Origin of the sequence: Flavobacterium endophyticum, from assembly GCF_003634455.1 — a bacterium.
Classification (GTDB): Bacteria; Bacteroidota; Bacteroidia; order Flavobacteriales; family Flavobacteriaceae; genus Flavobacterium; species Flavobacterium endophyticum.
Map to the genome: position 1 here is coordinate 1,922,746 of NZ_RBLC01000001.1, position 15,467 is coordinate 1,938,212.

At 38.7% G+C, this 15,467-nt stretch carries 14 protein-coding genes; 8 read left to right on the plus strand and 6 right to left on the minus strand.

Annotated elements, in window-relative coordinates:
• The first annotated feature begins 27 nt into the window (after window positions 1-27).
• The 4 genes from CLV94_RS08670 (at window position 28) to CLV94_RS08685 (ending at window position 3,094) form a co-directional block, all read left to right on the plus strand.
• Complete coding sequence (locus tag CLV94_RS08670) at window positions 28-1,155, plus strand: Mrp/NBP35 family ATP-binding protein (RefSeq protein ID WP_121376001.1); 1,128 nt, start codon at window positions 28-30, stop codon at window positions 1,153-1,155.
• A 79-nt stretch (window positions 1,156-1,234) separates the two neighbouring features.
• On the plus strand, window positions 1,235-1,474 hold the full coding sequence (locus tag CLV94_RS08675; protein WP_056071984.1) for a NifU family protein: 240 nt from the start codon (window positions 1,235-1,237) through the stop codon (window positions 1,472-1,474).
• Between the two features lie 231 nt (window positions 1,475-1,705).
• Window positions 1,706-2,758 (plus strand): NAD(P)/FAD-dependent oxidoreductase, encoded by a 1,053-nt coding sequence (locus CLV94_RS08680; protein WP_121376271.1) that lies wholly within the window; start codon window positions 1,706-1,708, stop codon window positions 2,756-2,758.
• 3 nt (window positions 2,759-2,761) lie between these two features.
• The gene (locus tag CLV94_RS08685) at window positions 2,762-3,094 is read left to right on the plus strand and encodes a 2Fe-2S iron-sulfur cluster-binding family protein (RefSeq protein WP_121376002.1); all 333 of its coding nucleotides are present in this window, start codon (window positions 2,762-2,764) and stop codon (window positions 3,092-3,094) included.
• A 49-nt stretch (window positions 3,095-3,143) separates the two neighbouring features.
• On the opposite strand, the gene CLV94_RS08690 is transcribed toward CLV94_RS08685, so the two are convergent.
• From CLV94_RS08690 to CLV94_RS08700, 3 genes are all read right to left on the minus strand, one after another.
• A complete protein-coding gene (locus tag CLV94_RS08690) occupies window positions 3,144-4,538 on the minus strand; it encodes a T9SS type A sorting domain-containing protein (RefSeq protein ID WP_121376003.1) in 1,395 nt (464 codons plus the stop codon).
• A 344-nt stretch (window positions 4,539-4,882) separates the two neighbouring features.
• On the minus strand, window positions 4,883-5,665 hold the full coding sequence (locus CLV94_RS08695; protein ID WP_121376004.1) for a DUF3050 domain-containing protein: 783 nt from the start codon (window positions 5,663-5,665) through the stop codon (window positions 4,883-4,885).
• A 75-nt stretch (window positions 5,666-5,740) separates the two neighbouring features.
• Window positions 5,741-6,919 carry an acyl-CoA dehydrogenase family protein gene (locus tag CLV94_RS08700; RefSeq protein ID WP_121376272.1) on the minus strand — a complete coding sequence of 393 codons (1,179 nt, stop codon included), beginning with the start codon at window positions 6,917-6,919 and terminating at the stop codon, window positions 5,741-5,743.
• Window positions 6,920-7,275: 356 nt separating this feature from the next.
• Between CLV94_RS08700 and CLV94_RS08705 the strand changes: the two genes are divergently transcribed.
• Entirely contained in the window at window positions 7,276-7,479 is a 204-nt protein-coding gene (locus CLV94_RS08705; protein WP_121376005.1) for a hypothetical protein, read from the plus strand.
• A gap of 73 nt (window positions 7,480-7,552) precedes the next feature.
• Here the strand turns inward: CLV94_RS08705 and CLV94_RS08710 are convergent, their stop codons facing one another.
• Genes CLV94_RS08710 through CLV94_RS08720 form a run of 3 tightly spaced genes read right to left on the minus strand, consistent with a single transcriptional unit; the run spans window position 7,553 to window position 9,409 of the window.
• Window positions 7,553-8,260 (minus strand): tRNA1(Val) (adenine(37)-N6)-methyltransferase, encoded by a 708-nt coding sequence (locus CLV94_RS08710; RefSeq protein WP_121376006.1) that lies wholly within the window; start codon window positions 8,258-8,260, stop codon window positions 7,553-7,555.
• A gap of 38 nt (window positions 8,261-8,298) precedes the next feature.
• Window positions 8,299-8,823, minus strand: a complete 525-nt coding sequence (gene rimM, locus CLV94_RS08715; protein WP_121376007.1) for a ribosome maturation factor RimM — start codon at window positions 8,821-8,823, stop codon at window positions 8,299-8,301.
• Between the two features lie 13 nt (window positions 8,824-8,836).
• On the minus strand, window positions 8,837-9,409 hold the full coding sequence (locus tag CLV94_RS08720; protein ID WP_121376008.1) for a 30S ribosomal protein S16: 573 nt from the start codon (window positions 9,407-9,409) through the stop codon (window positions 8,837-8,839).
• Window positions 9,410-9,638: 229 nt separating this feature from the next.
• On the opposite strand from CLV94_RS08720, the gene CLV94_RS08725 reads away from it, so the two are divergent.
• The 3 genes from CLV94_RS08725 to dnaE all read left to right on the plus strand — a co-directional run bounded on the left by CLV94_RS08725 (window position 9,639) and on the right by dnaE (window position 15,368).
• Window positions 9,639-10,106 (plus strand): DUF6252 family protein, encoded by a 468-nt coding sequence (locus CLV94_RS08725; protein ID WP_121376009.1) that lies wholly within the window; start codon window positions 9,639-9,641, stop codon window positions 10,104-10,106.
• Window positions 10,107-10,309: 203 nt separating this feature from the next.
• Window positions 10,310-10,693: an RNA recognition motif domain-containing protein gene (locus tag CLV94_RS08730; RefSeq protein WP_121376010.1), complete on the plus strand. Its 384-nt coding sequence runs from the start codon at window positions 10,310-10,312 to the stop codon at window positions 10,691-10,693.
• A gap of 175 nt (window positions 10,694-10,868) precedes the next feature.
• Complete coding sequence (dnaE, locus tag CLV94_RS08735; RefSeq protein ID WP_121376011.1) at window positions 10,869-15,368, plus strand: DNA polymerase III subunit alpha; 4,500 nt, start codon at window positions 10,869-10,871, stop codon at window positions 15,366-15,368.
• The last annotated feature ends 99 nt before the right edge of the window (window positions 15,369-15,467 follow it).

Sequence of the window (15,467 nt, forward strand, 5' to 3'; positions counted from 1 at the left end):
GGCTTGAAAAAGAGAGCTATACCCAAAATGAAAATAGATAGAAAAGAAGTTCTTAAAGCATTGGAAACTATTACCATTGCTGGAGAAGGTAAAAATATGGTTGAAAGCGGCGCAGTCCAAAATGTACTTACTTTCGGAGAAGAAGTCGTAGTCGAGTTGACCCTTTCAACACCGGCATTGCATATCAAAAAACGTGCAGAAGCCGATATCATCAAAACCATTCAGGAAAAAATTTCGGCGGAAGCTAAAATAAAAGTCAATATCAAAGTTGAAGCACCTGAAAAACCTGAAATCAAAGGAAAGTCAATTCCTGGAATCAAAAATATTATTGCGGTCGCTTCTGGAAAAGGAGGCGTAGGCAAATCGACAGTTACGGCAAACTTGGCGGTAACTTTAGCAAAAATGGGCTTTAGCGTCGGAATATTAGACGCAGATATTTATGGCCCGTCCATGCCGATTATGTTCGACGTTGAATCTGAAAAGCCAATTTCAGTTACCGTTGACGGAAAATCAAAAATGAAACCGATCGAAAGCTATGAGGTGAAAATCCTTTCAATAGGATTTTTTACAGCTCCTAGCCAGGCGGTAATCTGGAGAGGCCCGATGGCTTCAAAAGCCTTGAACCAAATGATTTTTGATGCAGATTGGGGCGAATTAGATTTCATGCTGATTGACTTGCCGCCAGGAACAGGCGATATCCATTTGTCTATCGTACAATCATTGCCAATTACTGGAGCTGTCGTTGTGAGCACGCCGCAGGCTGTAGCTTTGGCAGATGCCAAAAAAGGAGTAGCAATGTTCCAATCCGATTCAATTAATGTTCCTGTATTGGGAATTATTGAGAATATGGCTTACTTTACGCCAGAAGAACTTCCAGAAAATAAATATTATATCTTTGGAAAAGAAGGAGCTAAAAACTTGTCTGAAGATCTTGAGGTTCCATTTTTAGGAGAAATTCCAATCGTTCAGTCCATCCGTGAGGCTGGAGATTATGGTCGTCCAGCGGCTTTGCAGACAGCTTCTCCATTAGAAAAAGTTTTTGAAGAAATTGCTAGAAACGTCGTTCAGGAAACCGTAAGCAGAAACGAAAACCTGCCGCCGTCAGAAGCCGTGAAAATCACGACAATGGCTGGATGTTCTGCAGTAAAAAAATAAGATTTTTTAGATTTAGAAAATCCGTTAGATCGTATTTATCTAACGCTTGAAAAATCCGAATAATCCAAAAAACAAAATTATGACAACAGAAGAAATCAAATTAAACGTAGAGAAAGCATTGGACGAGATTCGTCCTTTTCTTGAATCAGACGGTGGAAATATTTCGCTTATCGAGATTGAAGACGACAAACATGTCAAAGTTCGTCTCGAAGGAGCATGCGTCGGATGCAGCGTGAACCAGATGACGCTGAAAGCTGGTGTTGAGACTACCATAAAAAAATATGCGCCGCAGATTGAAACTGTGGTCAATGTAGCTTAAATTTTTTTTGGCGTGACCCCATGAAAAAGCCTGATGGCATTTTCCTGCGGTCGTGCTTTTCGCTACAATCTTTTGTCAAGATTGCTTCGTTGCCTTGCAATCTAATGGACAAAAGGATTTTCGCTGCAATCACTCACGCGGTCCAGCGACATGATATTTATCATAGAAAAATACTTCTGGTTTTCTGAATTTTGTATCTCAGAAAGCCAAAAACTTCAGAATCGTAAAGAAATGATTGAAACAGATATACTAATAATCGGCGCCGGACCCACTGGATTATTCGCCGTTTTTGAAGCAGGACTGCTAAAATTAAAATGCCATATTATCGATGCTCTGCCACAGCCAGGCGGCCAATTGTCAGAGCTTTATCCTAAGAAACCAATTTTTGACATTCCCGGATATCCTTCTGTGTTGGCAGGGGATTTAGTAGACAATCTTATGGAACAAATCAAACAGTTCCAGCCAGGGTTTACGCTGAACGAAAAAGCAGACACAATTGAAAAACAAGCTGATGGTACTTTTATCGTTACTACAGACAAAGGAACAAAACATTTGTGCAAAGCTGTTGCTATTGCAGGCGGATTGGGAAGTTTTGAGCCAAGAAAACCTTTGATCGAAGACATCGAATTTTATGAAGATAAAGGAATCGAATATTTCGTAAAAGATCCAGAATTATTCCGCAATAAGAAAATAGTAATTGCAGGAGGAGGAGATTCGGCGCTAGATTGGAGTATTTTCCTTTCCAATGTAGCTTCAGAAGTAACTTTGATCCACAGAAGAAATGAATTCCGAGGAGCCTTAGATTCGGTAGAAAAAGTACAAGAATTGAAACATGCCGGAAAAATCCATCTGATAACTCCAGCGGAAGTCATAGGATTAAACGGAGCCGAACATTTAGAATCGATCGATATAGATGAAAACGGAGCACACAGGACTATCAAGACGGATTATTTTATTCCGCTTTTCGGATTGTCTCCAAAATTAGGAGCCATAGCCAATTGGGGCCTCGAAATCGAAAAAAATGCAATCAAGGTAAATAATGCACTAGATTATCAGACGAATATCGAGGGCATTTATGCTATTGGAGACGTGAACACTTATCCAGGGAAACTGAAATTGATTCTTTGCGGATTCCACGAAGCGACATTGATGTGCCAAAGTGTTTATAACAAATTGAATCCAGGCAAGAAATATGTGTTGAAATACACTACAGTTTCCGGTGTTGATGGCTTTGATGGAACAAGAAAGGAAGCCGAAAAAGCAGTTGTCAAATCAATAGATTAAAAAATGTCTCAAGACGTTACTATAAAAATAACGGACCGCGAAGGAGTTTCGCATGAAGTTCAAGCACCAACAGACATGAACATGAATATCATGGAGCTGGTTCGTGCTTATGAATTAGCGCCCGAAGGAACGATTGGTGTCTGTGGAGGCATGGCAATGTGTGCTTCTTGCCAGTGTTATGTCTTAAACGATATTGTATTGCCAGAAATGGGCGATGATGAAGAAGCTATGCTTTCAGAAGCTTTTTTTGTCAAATCAAACAGTCGTCTAGGATGTCAGATTCATATTACGGAAGAGCTGGATGGCTTAGAAATAGAATTAGCACCAGAATATTAAAAAATAAAAAAGCCTCCAATTTGGAGGCTTTTTTTATTAGTAGGACTTATTAGTTTTTAACGAACTGTAAAGTCTTGCTTTGATTGTCTTTTGTAAAACGTATCATGTAGATTCCAGTAGCGTAATTTGAAGTATTTACTTTCAAATTAGATTCTGAAACAGTAGTAACCTGCATAACAGTTTGTCCTAAGCTGTTATAAATAGTATAACTGTCTGGAGTCATATTGTCTGAAACAGCAATGTTTAAAACCTCATTAGCTGGGTTTGGATATAGTTTTATTCCTTGCAACAATTCAAATGATGGATTGCTTAAAGGTGGCTGGCATACAGTAGAAGCTGGCAATGTACTTCTTCTTGGAGAATTTTGTAGTACGGCCATCATCCTTGCTTTTTGATCTAAAGTAAAGATATTCATACAGGTGTCATTCGTATAATCCATATAGTTTTCGGTCATGTCGTTTCCTTCTTCTGGACATGAATCATAAACATCATCACAGTCATAGTTTTCCCAGCCGGCATTTGGAGTATCCGCGCAGTAATCAGTACCGCCACAGTTAAGGCCGTCTTCTTGATTTCCAGCATCTCCCCAGATATGTCTTAGTCCGAAATAATGTCCTACTTCGTGAGTAGTAGTTCTTCCTTTGTCTATTTGTTGAAAGTAATTTCCAGGGGCATAATCTGAAGAACCAAAGGCTCTCCAATCGATTACTACTCCGTCAGTATTAGCAGTAAATGGTCCTTGTAATCCTTCTAGGCCTGAGCCGCTTGGGAATTGGGCATATCCAAGAACACCGTCTAAATCTCCTCCAAACTGACATACCCAAATATTAAGATATTTTGTAGGATCCCATTGCGTTTGTGGCTTCAAAATCGTTTGAATATTATTATAGCTCCAAGTTGTGCTTCTGTTAATACGATCGATTCCAGTAGTTGCATTTCCGCTTGGATCTACTTTTGCCAAACAGAATTCGATTTCAACATCGGCACCTATTGGGTTAGTGTTGTGCCCTGGCGTTCCTAGCATTTTTCTAAAATCTTGATTTAGGACTGTAATTTGTGATAGTACCCTAGCATCTGAAATATTTCTGCTAGTACCAACTGCTTGACCAGTATGAATAACATGTATTACAACAGGTATAGTAACTACAGCAGCAGTTCCTTGTGTGCCTCTACTTGCTAATAATTTTGATTTGATAGCTTCTACTTTTGGAGCGATCCATTCCTCGAATTGTTGATTTGTTGCTCTTTTAGGATCTTGTTCTTGCAAGAATAATTCGTATTCAGAAGAGACACATCTGATTAATCCTGATTTTGGATTGATGCTTTGGACTTTTCTTCCAAAGACAGTTCTTTCTTTTTGAGGTACATTTTGTGCAATAGCATCAATGCTTACTACGCTAAGGCACACTGCTATTAAAAATTTAAAGAGGGTAATTTTTTTCATTGAATATGAAAGTTGGGTAATTAATAATTATTTAAATAGGATTTGTTATTTTTCTATTGTAAAAAGTGCGCTAAGTTATAAATATCTAGGAATTAAAAGCATGTTTTAATAAAAATAATTTAAAACTAATCTAAATAGTAAGAAAAAAACTGTTTATTTATATACAATCGCTTTTTCGACATCCTATATACATACAAATTTGAGCCTAAAATAGGCTCTATTATTTCGTTTATTTACTTTAATATACGAATAAGAATATTTTGTAGATTGATAAGAAGAAATTGCCGATAGATAAAATGCAATGCAAAATGCATAAAAAAAACGGCAGATTTGCCGTTTTTATTTTAAGCCATTTCGGCTTTCATTGAAATCTGTTCTTCAATGGCATCCCAAAGACCGATTCTTTTTTCTAGAGCCTGAATCGAAACTTCTTTTACTTCATGCCATCTATGGTCGTCATTGTTGCATAATTCTTCAATCATTTGCATGGCCATCGGGCCATGTTCGTCTGCATCCAGTTCGATGTGTCTTTCAAAATAATAGATCAGTTTTCTCAAGTCGGTATTTGGGAAATTTTCTTGAAAATTCTTTAATATTTCCGTAAACATCGAAGGAATCAAATCTTCTCTTCCAAAAGTGAAAGCTGCGGCAATCTCATGCGGCTTTCCTTCGTCAATAACGCGGAAAGTGAAATCTAAGAATGCTTTTATTTTAGGGTGCAGTTCGCTCTGTTTAATAGAGACATAAATATTTTGCGTTGTGATGACATTCTCTAAAAATTTTTGGATTTCAGAAATATCAGCACCGCAGTCTTTCATGGCGTCGATATACATCTCATAATGGCTTTGTCTTTTTCCATCGAGAGTTAAGTCGGTTTCTTCTGCCAAGACAATTTCATTGATCAAATAGCGGATTTCTGGATTTCCGACAGGTAGCCAAGGTGTTGTTGTCGAAGTTAATTTGGACTGTAATGCTTTCAATAGCGACATGAAGTCCCAAACAGCATATACGTGACTTTCCAAAAATCGACGTAAATCTTCAAGGTTTTGTACTTTTTTGTACAACGGGTGATTTAATAAAATATCTTTTTGTGGCTGGATACTGGCGTTAATGTTTTCAATTTTCATGACGAGGGATTTTTACAAATGTAAAAAAGCTTCCCATTATAGAGAAGCTTTTTATGATACTTTAATATTTGTTTATTATTTAAATGCAGGAATTCCAGTAATATCCAATCCAGTAATTAATAGGTGGATATCGTGTGTTCCTTCATATGTAATTACAGATTCTAAGTTCATCATGTGTCGCATGATTGAATATTCGCCCGTAATTCCCATTCCTCCAAGAATTTGTCTTGCTTCTCTAGCAATATTGATAGCCATATCAACATTGTTCCTTTTAGCCATAGAAATTTGAGCAGAAGTTGCTTTTCCTTCATTTCTCAAGACACCCAGCCTCCAAGTCAGCAATTGCGCCTTTGTGATTTCAGTAATCATTTCGGCTAATTTTTTCTGTTGTAGCTGAGTTCCAGCAATTGGCTTATCAAACTGGATTCTTTCTTTAGCATAACGCAGCGCTGTATCATAGCAATCCATTGCAGCACCGATAGCGCCCCAAGCAATTCCGTAACGAGCCGAATCTAAACATCCAAGCGGAGCTCCGAGACCTGATTTGTTTGGCAATAAATTTTCTTTTGGAACTTTAACATTGTCAAAAATAAGCTCTCCAGTTGCCGAAGCACGAAGCGACCATTTGTTGTGCGTTTCAGGAGTCGTGAAGCCTTCCATACCTCTTTCTACAATCAGTCCGTGGATTCTTCCTGTTTCATCTTTTGCCCAAACTACAGCAATATCTGCGAAAGGAGCATTTGAAATCCACATTTTGGCACCGTTCAATAAATAGTGGTCGCCTTTATCTTTAAAATTAGTGACCATTCCTCCAGGGTTAGAACCATGGTCTGGTTCTGTCAGTCCGAAACATCCAATGAACTCGCCAGAAGCTAGTTTTGGAAGGTATTTCATTCGTTGTTCTTCGTTACCGTATTTCCAAATCGGATACATAACTAAGGAAGACTGAACAGAAGCTGTAGAACGCACGCCTGAATCGCCTCTTTCAATTTCTTGCATGATCAAGCCATACGAAATTTGGTCTAAGCCAGCACCGCCATATTCTTCTGGGATATAAGGTCCAAAAGCGCCTATTTCTGCCAAACCATTAATGATTTGTTTTGGAAATTCTGCTTTTTGAGCATAGTCCTCGATAATCGGAGATACTTCGCGCTTTACCCATTCGCGGGCCGCATCACGTACCATTTTATGTTCGTCTGACAATAATTCGTCTAAAAGGTAATAATCTGGAGCTTGAAAAAGATCGGGTCTCATTTTTTTATCATTTGGAAGGCTTTGCGTAAGTATCGCCTTCATGTTTTATACTAGTTTTTGTTTCCTGCGAAAACGTTTGCAAACTTACATAAAGAATTGCAACAAAACAATTAGCAAATGTTAGAAACGACTAATATATTTTCGGTAATAGCTTCAATAATTGCGTTTTTGATAAAAAATCACTTATAAAATTGAAGGAAGCCTATTCAGCGTAACTATTTTTTTGTTACATTTATCTTACAATTTTATAAAACCAAAATTTCAGAAAATAAAAATGAATATTTTAAAGTAGTCCAGACATAAAACCTAAGTGTCTTTAAATGATTGGGTTATTCATAATTTTTAAAACCTACAGTATGTTAGAAAACATTTTAAAATTAGAAGGTGTTCACGAATTAAGCAATGGTGAGCAAAAATCAATTAAAGGTAATGGTGTAATTAGAGGCGGTGGAGGAGATCCGATCATTGCTTGTATTTGCCCGGGGTCAGGTACTCTTGTTGTTGGACATGCCGACAATTGTGAAATATTGACAAAACTGCTTTGCGGAACAGATTCTTAGATTTACGACACAAAAAAGTATCAATTCTATTGCTTGAAGTTTCTTTGGGCAATAGAATTTTTATTTAAAAGAGTTACATCTTCAAATAAAAGTCTTTGGTCAATTCAATATATTCGGGAGTATAAATATGCCTGGACGTTTCAATGACTAATTCGTCAACTGGAAAGTTTTCAGCAGAATTTCTACTAAAAGCCAAAAGGCTACGCTTGATTTCGGCAGAAGGTGTTCCTTTGACACGCGTGATTTTCATCGGAAACAAGTCGAAATCTTTTGCCAAGGCTATAAATTTTTCTTCTTCTTTAAAAGGTATAATTACCGCAAAGATTCCATTTTCAGAAAGCAATAAATCAGCGGCTTCCACCAAATCTTCAAAAGGCAAGGCGTCCGAAAAACGGGCTAAGTCGCGTTGTTCGTTTCCGGATTGGTAATCTTCGGTATAAAATGGCGGATTAGAAACGATCAAGTCGTATTCGTCTTCTGGCTCGTCCATAAATTCGTCCAATCCGGCATGAAAGCAAAACAGCCTGTCGCCCCACGGAGAATTTTCAAAATTTTCTACAGCCTGTTCGTACGCATCTTCGTCGATTTCAAGCGCATCAATTTGTTCCGCATTGCTTCTTTGGGCAATCATCAACGAAATAATTCCGGTTCCTGCCCCGATATCCAAAACGCTAAAAGGATTGTTTAGAGGCGCCCAAGCACCTAGCAATACGCCGTCTGTTCCAATTTTCATAGCGCAACGGTCTTGTTCTACAGAGAATTGCTTGAATTGGAAAGGCATGAGTATAATTGAAATTAGAGAATAAAAGAAAAAATGGACTAAAGATACATCTCGATCAATCCTTCAGGAAGATCCATGAGTACTTTTTTGTTTTCGCGGTCAATTTTTACCAAGAAATGATCAATCATGGGAATTAGGATTTCCGCTTCGCCATTCAAGACTTCAAATAAAGGCTGGGCCGTAGAATCATTTATGGATTGAATTTTTCCGACTACGCCTAGACGCTTGTCTTCTACTTCAAAACCAATGACTTCATGGAAATAAAACTTGTTGCCTTCCAGTTTCGGCAGCATGTTTAAAGGTAAGTAAACAGCATTCCCGATAAGCGTGTCTGCTTCATCTTCGGTGGCTACATCTTCAAAACGAACTCGGAGAAAGTCGTTTTTGTGAAGCGAACTGTTTTCAATAAAAAAAGGAACCAAGTGTTTGCCGCATTCGACAAACACTGATTCCAAATTTTCGTATAACTCAGGCTCATCAGTGTCAAGATAGACAAGGACTTCACCTTTAAAACTAAATTTTTTCGCGATTTTACCTAAATAGAAACACTCTTCTTTACGCATTATCGCATCAAAATTAAGCTTGAGTCTCTTCGTTGTTTTCTTCTGCAGCAGGAGTTTCTTCAGTTGAAACTTCAGCCTCAACATCAGCAACTTCTTCTTCAACAGCAGGCTCATCAGCTTTAGCAGCATCTAGCTCAGCTTGTTTAGCAGCAGCGATACGATCCTCATTTACTTTTTTCTCAGCAGCAAGAGCTTTCGCTTTTGCATCTGCTTTAGAAGTAGAAAGACCTTCTTTTTTAGCGTTAACTTTTCCAGCTTTCTCATCAAGCCATTTTGCTAATTTTTCATCAGCTTGCTCTTGAGTCAAAGCACCTTTACGAACTCCTCCATCAAGGTGGTGTTTCAATAAAGCACCTTTGTAAGAAAGAATTGCTCTAGCTGTATCAGTTGGCTGAGCACCATTGTGCAACCATTGAACAGCACTATCAAGGTTCAAGTCGATAGTCGCAGGGTTAGTGTTTGGATTGTAAGTTCCGATTTTTTCTAAGAATTTACCATCTCTTTTTGAGCGAGCATCAGCCGCTACAACCCAGTAAAAAGGTTTTCCTTTTTTACCGTGTCTTTGTAATCTAATTTTTACAGACATAATCTAGTGATTAAATTTTGAGGTACACGACCTCTGTTAATTAAGGGTGCAAATATACAAAACTTTGTAATACAAACTATTCTGCATGCAATTTTTGTCATTTTTTGCAGTTTATGATTGTATTATTTTGCGATTTTGATGTTATTTTTTCAAAATTCATTAGCATATATTCTATAAAAAACTATTTTTGTCGATGTAAAAATTTGATTACCCATATCCATAACCATATATGAAAAAGATTTTATCACTTTTAGTGCTTGTGGCCGTTTTCGCTTCTTGTGAAGATGATGCTAGTTTTAATAACCCATCCGTTCAAGGTAAAAAAGACAACGTTTTGTGGAGAGCATCTAGCTCGACAGCAACTATTACTGGCGGCGTTATGACCATTAATGCATACACTCCTTTTGAAACGTTGACCCTGATTACGGCTTCGACTGCACCAGGAACGTATACTTTGGGTGTAAATAATTCAAACAAAGCGTCCTATAGTTTTGAAGCTGACGGAATTACTTCTATCTATTCAACGGGAACAGGTATAGGAGATGGACAGATTAAAATTGAAGCAAGCCCAGAAGGAACTGTAACGGGTACTTTTTATTTTAATGCGCCATCAACAATCGCTGATCCGATAGGAGCGCCATCTGTAAATTACCAAGAAGGACATTTTTATAGAGTTCCGATTCAAGCGGCTCAATAACAGTTTGATATTATAAATTAGAAATCCCGACCAAATGGTTGGGATTTTTGTTTTTATCGAATGCCGAGTTCGAAAAAGCAGTAAAATCAGGCGCCATTGCTAGCAATCCCTTTGATGAAAAGATTTAATGATAAAATATTCTAATATATAGTGCTTTACGGAAAAATTAAAGTACATTTGTTGTAATTATAATTATCGTACATATGAATATTTTCGTTGGAAGCCTTCCGTTCAGTATTGAGGAAGCAGATTTAAGAGAGTCTTTTGAGGCTTATGGTGCAGTTGATTCTGTAAAAATTATTACAGATAAATTTACTGGAAGAAGTAAAGGCTTTGGTTTCGTAGAGATGCCAAATGACGAAGAAGGTCAAAAAGCAATTGATGAGTTAAACGGTGCTACTGTTCAAGGACGTGCTATCGTTGTTAACAAATCAGAGCCAAAACCTGAAGGAGAAAGAAGAAGTTTCAACAACAACCGTAGTGGTGGTGACTCTCGTGGTGGAAGCCGTGGCGGTTATGGAAACGATCGCAATAGCGGTGGTGGATATGGAAACAACCGTGGAGGTGGAAACAGAGGAGGTTACTAAGCCTTACAATATATTGAATCAAAAGCTGCCGATTGGCAGCTTTTTTTATGCTCAAAAAGCACTCAGATATTATATTCCTGTTGATAACTTAAACAGATATTTTCGCTTAAAAAAGCTTATTTTTGTAAACTACATTTTTTGATTTTTCAAAAACATAAAACCTTATTAATTAGCGATGTACTTAATTTTCGATACAGAAACAACCGGATTACCAAAACGTTGGGACGCGCCTATAACCGATACAAATAACTGGCCGCGCTGTATTCAGATTGCTTGGCAGCTGCACGATGCCATGGGAAATCTGATAGAAAGTCAGGATTATTTGGTAAGGCCGGAAGGTTTTAATATTCCCTATGATGCCGAAAGGATTCACGGAATTTCTACCGAATTGGCTACAGAGCAAGGCGTAGCACTTTCAGAAGTTTTAGAAAAATTCAATATAGCGCTTTCAAAATCCAAATTCATCGTTGGCCAGAATGTCGGCTTTGACGTGAATATTATGGGTTGCGAATTTTACAGATTTGGAGTGGATTCCAAAATGGCCGAAATGCCAGTGCTGGATACTTGTACCGAATATACGGCAGAGCTTTTAAAATTGCCTGGAGGTAGGGGTGGAAAATTCAAATTGCCAACATTAACAGAACTACACCAGTTTCTGTTCAATCAGCCTTTTGCAGAAGCGCACAACGCAACTGCCGACGTTGAAGCGACGACCCGCTGTTTTTTAGAGCTGATTCGTCGCGAGGCTTTCACGAAAGAACAGCTTGATGTTCCTGCGGATTATTTCAGGGAGTTTAACGAAAACAATCCGAAAGAAATCCAGCTTATCGGATTGAAGCATATCAATCTGAAACAAGCTTCAGATGAGATTCGTGCCCGATTACAAAAAGCAACCGACGATACCGCTAAAAAGCAGACAGAAGAAAGCAATATTTCTTTAGCCGATGTCGATTTTGTACATCTGCACAACCACACGCAGTTTTCGGTATTGCAATCAACGATCAGTATTGGAGATTTGGTCAAAGCTGCGGCAAAGCATAAAATGCCCGCTGTTGCCATGACAGACCATGCTAATTTGATGGGTGCTTTTCACTTTGTGCGCGATGTCCTAAATCATAATAAAGCGGCCAAGGCAAAAAATCAAGCCCTGATCGATAATGGAGAAGAGCCGACAGAAGTTCCGATGAAACCCATTGTTGGTTGCGAATTTTTTGTCTGCGAAGACCATTTAGACCGTTCCAGAAAAGACAACGGTTATCAGATTGTCTTGTTGGCAAAAAATAAAAACGGCTATCACAATTTAGCCAAAATGTCTTCCATCGCCTATACTAAAGGATTTTACTATGTTCCAAGAATAGACAAAGAAGTCATTAAAAAATACAAAGAAGATATTATCGTTTTGTCGGGAAACCTTTATGGAGAAATTCCCAACAAGATTTTAAATATTGGCGAAAACCAAGCAGAAGAAGCATTGCTTTGGTGGAAACAGGAATTCGGCGAAGATTGCTACATCGAATTGATGCGCCACAACCAAGAAGATGAAAATCGTGTCAATACTTCTCTTATTTCATTGGCGAGAAAACACGATTTGAAACTAGTTGCGACGAATAACATTTTCTATATAAACAAAGAAGACGCGAATGCCCATGATATTCTTTTGTGTGTTCGTGACGGAGAAAAGCAGTCTACACCCGTAGGCCGTGGTCGCGGCTATCGCTACGGAATGCCAAACAAAGAATATTATTTCAAGTCTGGAGACGAGATGAAAGCTCTCTTTTCTGATTTGCCAGAAGCAATTTCGAATGTCCAAGAAATTGTAGAAAAAATAGAAATCTTTGACTTGGCACGCGAAGTATTGCTTCCAAAATTCGACATCCCAGAGCAGTTTATTGTTCCCGAAGATGAAGCAGACGGAGGTAAAAGAGGTGAAAACTTATATTTAAAGCACCTTACTTTCGAAGGCGCCAAAAGAAGATACAAAGAAATTACGCCAGAAATCCAAGAACGATTGGATTTTGAATTGCAGACTATTGAAAAAACGGGCTACCCCGGTTACTTTTTGATTGTTCAGGATTTCATCGCCGAAGCTAGGAATTTAGATGTTTCCGTTGGTCCCGGTCGTGGTTCTGCGGCGGGTTCTGTTGTTGCCTATTGTTTGGGAATTACAAATATTGACCCGATGCTCTACGATTTGCTTTTTGAGCGTTTCTTGAATCCGGATCGTGTGTCCATGCCCGATATCGATATCGATTTTGATGATGAAGGTCGTGGTCGCGTAATGGATTATGTAATCAAAAAATACGGTTCTAACCAGGTAGCGCAGATTATAACGTATGGTACTATGGCAGCAAAATCTTCGATCAGAGATACTGCCCGTGTTTTGGATCTGCCGTTGTTTGAAGCCGACAAGATTGCCAAGCTCATTCCGATGAACTTGAATTTGGCCAAGATTTTTACCTACGATAACGAACAGCTAAAAAAAGCCCTTCGAGCCGAAGAATTTGACAAGGTTCAAGAGCTAATCGCTTTAGCTAATGCAGGCGATTTAGGCGGAGAAGCAATTACCCAAGCAAAACTGTTAGAAGGTAACCTTCGTAATACAGGTATCCATGCTTGCGGCGTGATTATTACGCCAGACGATATCACGAATTTCGTTCCTGTAGCTACGGCAAAGGATTCGGATTTATATGTGACGCAATTTGACAACTCGGTCGTTGAAAGCGCCGGATTGCTAAAAATGGACTTCTTGGGTCTGAAGACCCTCACGCTGATTAAAGATACGGTCAAGCTGGTAAAATATAGAACAGGCATTCAATTGGATCCTGATGCATTCCCTATCGATGATGTCAAGACGTATGAGCTTTTCCAGAGAGGAGAGACCGTCGGGATTTTCCAATACGAGTCTGTCGGGATGCAGAAATACATGAAAGACCTGAAGCCTACCGTTTTTGGAGATTTGATTGCAATGAATGCCTTATATCGTCCAGGTCCGTTGGAATATATTCCGAGTTTCGTCCGAAGAAAAAATGGCGAAGAAGAAATTGTCTATGACCTTGAAGCTTGCGAAGAATACCTAAAAGATACCTACGGAATTACGGTGTACCAAGAGCAGGTAATGTTGCTGTCGCAAAAACTGGCAAGCTTCTCGAAAGGTGATGCCGATGTCTTGCGTAAGGCTATGGGTAAGAAGCAAAAAGATGTCTTGGATAAGATGAAATCTAAGTTTATCGACCAGGCCGTAGCAAACGGCCATGCTGCCGATAAGCTCGAAAAAATATGGAAAGACTGGGAAGCATTTGCCCAATACGCATTCAACAAGTCGCACTCGACCTGCTATGCTTGGATTGCCTACCAGACAGCCTATTTAAAAGCGCATTATCCTGCCGAATATATGGCTGCGGTACTTTCGAACAACATGAACGATATCAAGCAGGTTTCGTTTTTTATGGAAGAATGTAAGCGAATGGGACTTCAGGTTCTCGGACCAGATGTCAATGAATCGTTCTATAAATTTACAGTAAACGAAAATTATGCCGTGCGTTTCGGAATGGGAGCGGTTAAAGGAGTCGGTTCTGGAGCGGTGCAAACGATTGTGGAAAACAGAAAGGAAGCAAAATACAAATCGATTTTTGATTTGGCAAAACGCATTGACCTGCGTGCCGCAAACAAGAAAGCATTCGAGAACTTGGCTTTGGCAGGAGGTTTCGATTGTTTTACGGCGCACCGCGCTCAATATTTCCATGATGAAGGAGACGGAATTACGTTTTTAGAAAAAGCAGTACGCTACGGTTCTAAATTCCAAGAAAACGAAAATTCGTCTCAAGTAAGCTTGTTTGGCGAATCGAGCGACGTTCAGATTCCTGAGCCGGTCGTACCGCCCTGCGAAGATTGGAGTACGATGGAAAAACTGGCTAAAGAAAAAGAAGTCGTCGGGATCTATATTTCTGGACATCCTTTAGATGATTTTAAATTCGAGATGAAATATTTCTGCAACGCGAAGTTGGAAGCATTGAAGAATTTAGAAATGCATGTTGGAAAAAATTTGACGATTGCCGGAATTATTACGAACGTTCAATACCGAACTGCGAAAAACGGAAAAGACTGGGCAATGTTTACGCTCGAAGGTTATGACGAAAGTTTCGAGTTCAGAATGTTCAATGAAGAATATCTAAAGTTTCGTCACTTTTTGGTCAACAATCAATTTATTTATTTCAAATTGAGTGTAAAAGAAGGCTGGGTAAACAGAGAGACGGGAAAGAAATCGGAAGCAAGAATTCAGTTTTTAGAAGCCAAGCAATTACAAGATGTTTTAGCAAGCTTTGCTAAAAAGCTGATTATTACGATGAACATAAAGGAGCTGCAGTCAGAAATGATTACGAAACTAAGCCGTATCTTTCAAGCGAACAGCGGAGATAATAACGTGACTTTTGAAGTCATGGAAGTAGAAAAAGTCACTAAAGAAATTGCTCCTGCTGTAGTTGAAGCAGTAGCTCCTGAAGCAACTTCAGATGAAGAAAATCTTGAAGAAGAAATGGAGTTGGCTGTTCCTACAGTTGTTGAAGAAACAAAAGTGATTACCTATCTTTCCATGCCAAGCCGTAAATTAAAGGTCAATATTTCGGGAGAATTGCTCCGTGAATTGGAGAGTTTAGATTTGAAATTCAAGCTGAATTAGGCGAAATATACACGGATAGTATTTGTTAATACGTTTATAATCAAAAGTGATTTCCAATTAACAAAAAATTACAGATTAAATGACTAATTTTGTACTGTT